We start from the raw sequence: 5,898 nt of genomic DNA, 5'->3' as shown, positions 1-5,898 counted from the left end.
GTTTGAGCACGACCGGGGAGACCAGCTCGATGGAGAGGTCCATCTCTCCGTTCTCGCCCGTCGCCTGGCCGCCGCCCGGCGAAAGCGTCATGCGGCCTCCGTGGTACGGACCCGATACGTAGGTCGATATGCCGTCGGTCATCGGATCGAGCGACACCTCCGTATCGGCCGACTGCACCCCGAAACGCAGGGGCGAGGCGCTTACCGTTACGCCAAGCGCCGGCAGATAGGAAGAGTCCGGATCGGACGAAAAAGCAAGCGGAGGCGAAACAGGCTCGGGTTCGGGCGTCTGTATCCTGTTCAGGACAGTCACCGCAACCTCCGCGGCGCCGTCTTCTGCGTTCTCCGCGCTGACTGTAAGCAGGTATTCGTACGTTGTCGTCTCATCCACTTCTTCGGGAACCGAAAACGTCGGCGAGGCAACGTCCGTCGCGCTCAGTAGCCCCGTATCCTGCGTATCGCCCCGGGCCGTCCAGGCGTATGTGTACTGTGGGTTGTCCCCCGGCGCGCCCGACGCCTCGCAATCGAACGCAATGTCGTCCGATCCTTCGTACACCGAACCGGGATCCGCGCACGTCACCGCAAGTGCAGGCTTGTTCAACACGGTCACCGCAACCTCCGCGGCGCCGTCTTCCGCGTTTTCCGCGCTGACCGTAAGCAGGTATTCGTACGTCGTCGTCTCATCCACTTCTTCGGGAACCGAAAACGTCGGCGAGGCAACGTCCGAAGCGCTCAGAAGTGACGTGTCCTGCGTATCGTCCCGGGCCGTCCAGGCGTATGAGTAGTCCGAACCCGCAGGCGCCCCCGACGCCGTGCAGTCGAACGCGACGTCTGCCGTGCCTTCGTACACCGAACCGGGATCTGCGCATGTCACCGCAAGCGCAGGCTTGTTCAACACCGTTACCGTGACCTCCGCAACCCCGTCCTTTATATTTTCTGCACTGGCCGTCAGAAGGTATTCGTACGTCGTCGTTTCGTCCACTTCATCCGGCACATGGAAGGTCGGCGAAGGAATGTCCGTGGCATTCAGGAGATCCGTGTTCGCCGTATTTCCTCGAGCCGTCCATGCGTACGAGTAGTCCGAACCCGCAGGCGCGTCCGACGCCTCGCAATCGAACGCAATGTCGTCCGTGCCTTCGTATACCGAACCGGGGTCTGCACATGTCACTGCAAGCGCAGGCATGTTCAACACGGTCACCGCTACCTCAACTGTCCCGTCTTCTGCATTCTCCGCGCTGACCGTAAGCAGGTATTCGTACGTCGTCGTCGCGTCCACCTCCTCGGGCACGTAGAACGTGGGGGAAGCTATGTCCGTCGCGTTCAAAAGCCCCGTATCCTGCGCATCGCCCCGGGCCGTCCAGGTGTATTCGTAATCGGAACCCGCAGGCGCGCCCGACGCCTCGCAATCGAGAGCGAAATCTTCCGATCCCTCGTACACCGAACCCGGATCCTCGCACGACACCGCAAGCGCGCTGCGATTCAGCACGGTAACGGTCACCCAGGCCTTCGCGTCCTCCGCATTCGCCGCACTGACCGTCAAAAGGTACTCGTACCGCGTCGTCGAGGCCACGTTGTCCGGCACCGAAAACGTCGGGGTCGGGCCGTCCGTGCCGGCTATCAAAAGCGACGTATCCTGCGTATCGCCACGAGCTGTCCAGACGTACGCGTAATTGGAACCCGCTGGAGCGCCCGATGCCTCGCAGTCCAAAGCAAAATCTTCCGATCCCTCATAGACGGAAAGCGGCGATGCGCATACCACACGCAACGCTCCCGAATTCAGCACCGTCACCGTAACTGCCGCCGAACCGTTTTGCGCATTCGCCGCGCTTGCCGTCAACAGGTACTCGTACGTCGTCGTAGAGGCCACGTTGTCCGGCACCGAAAACGTCGGGGTCGGGCCGTCCGTACCGGCTATCAAAAGCGACGTATTCTGCGTATTGCCCCGAGCCGTCCATGCGTAGTCGTAGCTCGAGCCCGCAGGGGCCCCCGACGCCGAACAGTCCAGCGCGAAGTTTGCCGATCCTTCGTACACGGGAACAGGATCCGTACAGACGACAGCGAGCGCCCCGCGGTTCAGCACGGTCACCGTAACCTCCGCCGAAGCGTCTTGCGCATTCGCCGCGCTCGCCGTCAACAAGTACTCGTATGTCGTCGTCGAAGCCACGTCGTCGGGGACAAGGAACACCGGCGCAACAATGTCCGAAGCGCTCAGAAGCGCCGTGTCCGGCGTGTCGCCCCGAGCCGTCCAGACGTACGCGTAATCGGAACCCGCGGGAGCGCCCGACGCCAGACAGTCCAGCGCAAAATCCGGAGAACCTTCATACGCCGGGGCGGGAGGCGTGCATATCAGCGACAGCGGCTCCTTGTTCAACACGGTCACCGTTACCTCCGCCGTCGCGTCTTCCACCGTTTCTTCGCTCGCGGTCAACAGGTACTCGTACGTCTCGTTTGCATCCACCTCGTCCGGAACGTGGAACGTCGGCGAAGCAATGTCCGACGCGCTGAGCAGCGACGTATCCTGCGTATCGCCCCGGGCCGTCCATGCGTACGCATAATCGACGCCCCCCGTATCCCCTGAAACGGAACAGTCCAGGGTGAAGTCTTCCGAGCCCTCGTACGTCAATGGAATCGGTGTGCAAACGAGCACGATCAAGCCAAGTTCAAGCACCTTCACGGTTACCTCCGCCGTACCGTCTTTCGCATTCTCCGCGCTCGCCGTAAGCAGGTATTCGTACGTCTCCTCTTCGTCTACCGCGTCCGGAACGGCGAACGTCGGCGCGGGGCCGTCCGTACCCGCTATAAGCAACGACGTATCCTGCGTATCGCCCCGGGCCGTCCACGCATAGGCGATCTCCGAACCCGTAGGAGCCCCGGAAGCCGTGCAGTCCAATGCGAAATCTTCCGAGCCCTCGTACGCCGGGGAAGGTGTTGCGCAGGCCACATTCAGCGGTTTCTTGTCGAGCACCGTCACCGTCATGTCGAACGACGCGGCTTCCGCATTCTCGGCGGTTACCGTCAGCGTATATTCGTAGTCCGTGTCCGCATCCACATTCTCCGGCACGGCGAACGTCGGCGAAGCAATGTCCGACGCGCTGAGCAGCGACGTATCCTGCGTGTCGCCCCGGGCCGTCCACGCGTAATCGTACGTGGAACCCGAAGGCGCCCCGGAAGCCTCTTCGCAGTCCAGAACGAAGTCCGGCGAGCCTTCGTACGCCGGAACGGGATCCGTACACACCAGCGCGATCAGGGGCTTGTTCAGCACGGTCACCGTCACCTCCGCCTCTGCAGACTCCGCATTCTCGGCGTTTACCGTCAGCGTGTATTCGTAGTCCGTGTCCGCATCCACATTCTCCGGCACGGCGAACGTCGGATCCTTGACCGTCGTACTGCTCAACTTATTCGTGTTCTGCGTATCGCCGCGGGCCTTCCACGCGTATGCGATCGTGGAACCCGGAGGTTCGCCCGAGGCCGAACAGTCCAGAGCGAAGTCCGGCGAGCCTTCGTACGCCGGAACGGGAGGCGTGCACACCACCGTCAGCGGCGCCTTGTTCCACACCGTCACCGCCACCTCCTCCGTGGCCTCTTCCGCTCCATGCGCAGTGACGGTCAGAAGGTACCGGTACGTCGTCGTTGCGGCTATGTCGTCAGGTACAAGAAACGTCGGCGAAGCAATGTCCGCCCGGCTCAGAAGCGCCGTGTCCGGCGTGTCGCCAGAGGCCGTCCAGACGTATTCGTAGGCGGAACCCGCAGGCGCGCCCGAAGCCGAGCAGTCCAGAGCGAAGTCCGCCGCTCCCTCGTACACCGGATCGGGAGGCGTACATACCAGGGTCAGCGGCGCCTTGTTCAGCACCGTCACTGTCACATTTGCCGAGTCAGGCTCCGCATTCTCGGCGGTTACCGTCAGCATGTACTCGTACGTCTCTTCCGCGGCCACTTCATCGGGCACGTCGAACGTCGGATCCTCGATCGTCGTACTGCTCAACCTGCCCGTATCCGGCGTGTCGCCGCGAGCCTTCCACTCGTAGGCGATCGTGGAACCCGGAGGTTCGCCCGAGGCCGAACAGTCCAGAGCGAAGTCCGGTGCCCCCTCGTACACCGGAGAAGGCATTGTGCACGCCACATCCAGCGGTTCCCTGTCGAGCACCTGCACCGTAACGTCGACGGAGGCGGATTCCACCGGATTCGTCGCAGAAACCGTCAGCGTGTACTCGTACGTCTCGTTCGCGGCCACCTCATCGGGCACGTCGAACGTCGGCTTCGCAATGGTCGTACTGCTCAACCTGCCCGGAACCTCGGTACCGTCGCGACCCGTCCAGACGTAGTTGAACGCGGGACCCGAAGGAGCGCGCGACGCCGTGCAATTCATGTCTACGTCCGCCTGGCCTTCGTACACCGTAACAGGAGACTCGCACACCAGCTTCAGCGGCCGCTTGTTGCGTACCGGCACAGTATAATCCCGCCAATATTTCGCCCAGAACACGCCTCCTACCGCATTCGGAGCCGAGATTTCAAGCCTGTAACTATAGTCCGTGTTTTGATCCACTTCATTCGGGACAGAGAACCAGGGCCGGAGTACGTTTGCATCGCTCAATTGATTAATAGCTTCCGCCGGCGTACCGCTGCGCACCGTCCATTTGAACGTGTAATCCAGGTCCGGGGGGATGAGGGGAAAGAAGTAGGCGTCGATGTACGAACTGGAACATCCTAACTGTACACGATCCCCGGACCCTTCCCAAACGGGATCATATCTTGTATGACCGCCGGCGGAGACACCGCAGTGGTAGATAGTCGGCTTATTTAAAACGTTCACCGTAACGTCGGCGCGAGCCTCGCCCGCGCCTGCCGACACCGTTAACGTATATTCGTATCGCTCATTACTGCTCACACTTCCCGGCACGTCGAACGTCGGAGCAAGAATGCCCGGATCGCTTAATCTGTTCGTATTCGCCGTGCCGCCTCGAGCCGCCCATGCATAGGTCAGATCCACCCCATCAGGCGCGTCCGCAACCGAACAGGACAGGGGAAAATCGTTCGCTCCCTCGTACACCGAGTAGAGAGCGGTGCAGTTGACGTCGAACGGCTTCGCCGTGTCATATACCCGCACTTCGACCCGCGTCGATCTGGTAACCCACTCCAGCTCAAGGGGGTCGGGTCGCAACGACGGAATACAATAACGGACCTTGACCTCATAGTCGTAGATCATTAATTCCCGGCCTGCCGCCAGGGAATCCGGGACATAGAATATGGGATTGCGCGCCGTTGTGGAACTCAAACGCTCTTTGTGGTTGCCGGGAAACGTTGCATTGGGACTGTTCGACCAGCGCCAGGTATCCTGCACATCGTTCTGGTCGTGCGCATCGTAAAAATCTATCTCGCATGTGATTTGAAAATCCGGATCGCCTGTATACACGGAATAATCTCCGCAATCCAGGCTGGGCGGCAATGCGGCGATATCTTTCGTAGCCTGCGCGCTTTTCTCTTCGGGCATCACCCTGACCGTCACCCTTCTTCTTGCCATCCGCGGCGCGCCCGAAGCCGATGTCGTCATGCTCGCGATGTAGTGGTACTCGGCGCCCGCGCTGCCCGGCGGCGCCGTAAACAAGGGCGACGAAAGGTCCGTTGCGGCAAGAGGCGCTGTGCTCGTGCCCCACAGACCCTCCCACTCCCACAACACCGACGCAGCCTCCTCGTCGTAGTCCATGCGAAACGATAGCGGATCCACCCCCTCGCAGTCGAGCGCAACCGTCTCGCCCTCCTGCACCACCACTTCCAGGGGACAATACACGCCCGGACGATGGCTCGACACATACACCTCCACCTCCTCATGCGACGACAAACCCGTCGCCCGGGAGGTCGCCGTCAAACGGTACCGGTAACGCAGCGTCGTCTCTCCCGAAT

Annotated in this window: 1 protein-coding gene; it reads right to left on the bottom strand. The window is 61.5% G+C overall.

Annotation, left to right across the window (positions count from 1 at the left end; all coding sequences use genetic code 11):
- Positions 1 to 5,898: hypothetical protein (locus F4Y00_11445; protein ID MYE05568.1), on the bottom strand; the 5,898-nt coding region annotated here is incomplete at both ends.

The organism is Bacteroidetes bacterium SB0662_bin_6, from assembly GCA_009839485.1.
Classification (GTDB): domain Bacteria; phylum Bacteroidota; class Rhodothermia; order Rhodothermales; family VXPQ01; genus VXPQ01.
Note: the sequence above shows the minus strand (reverse complement) of the source record. Positions and strands in the feature narration are given on the sequence as shown.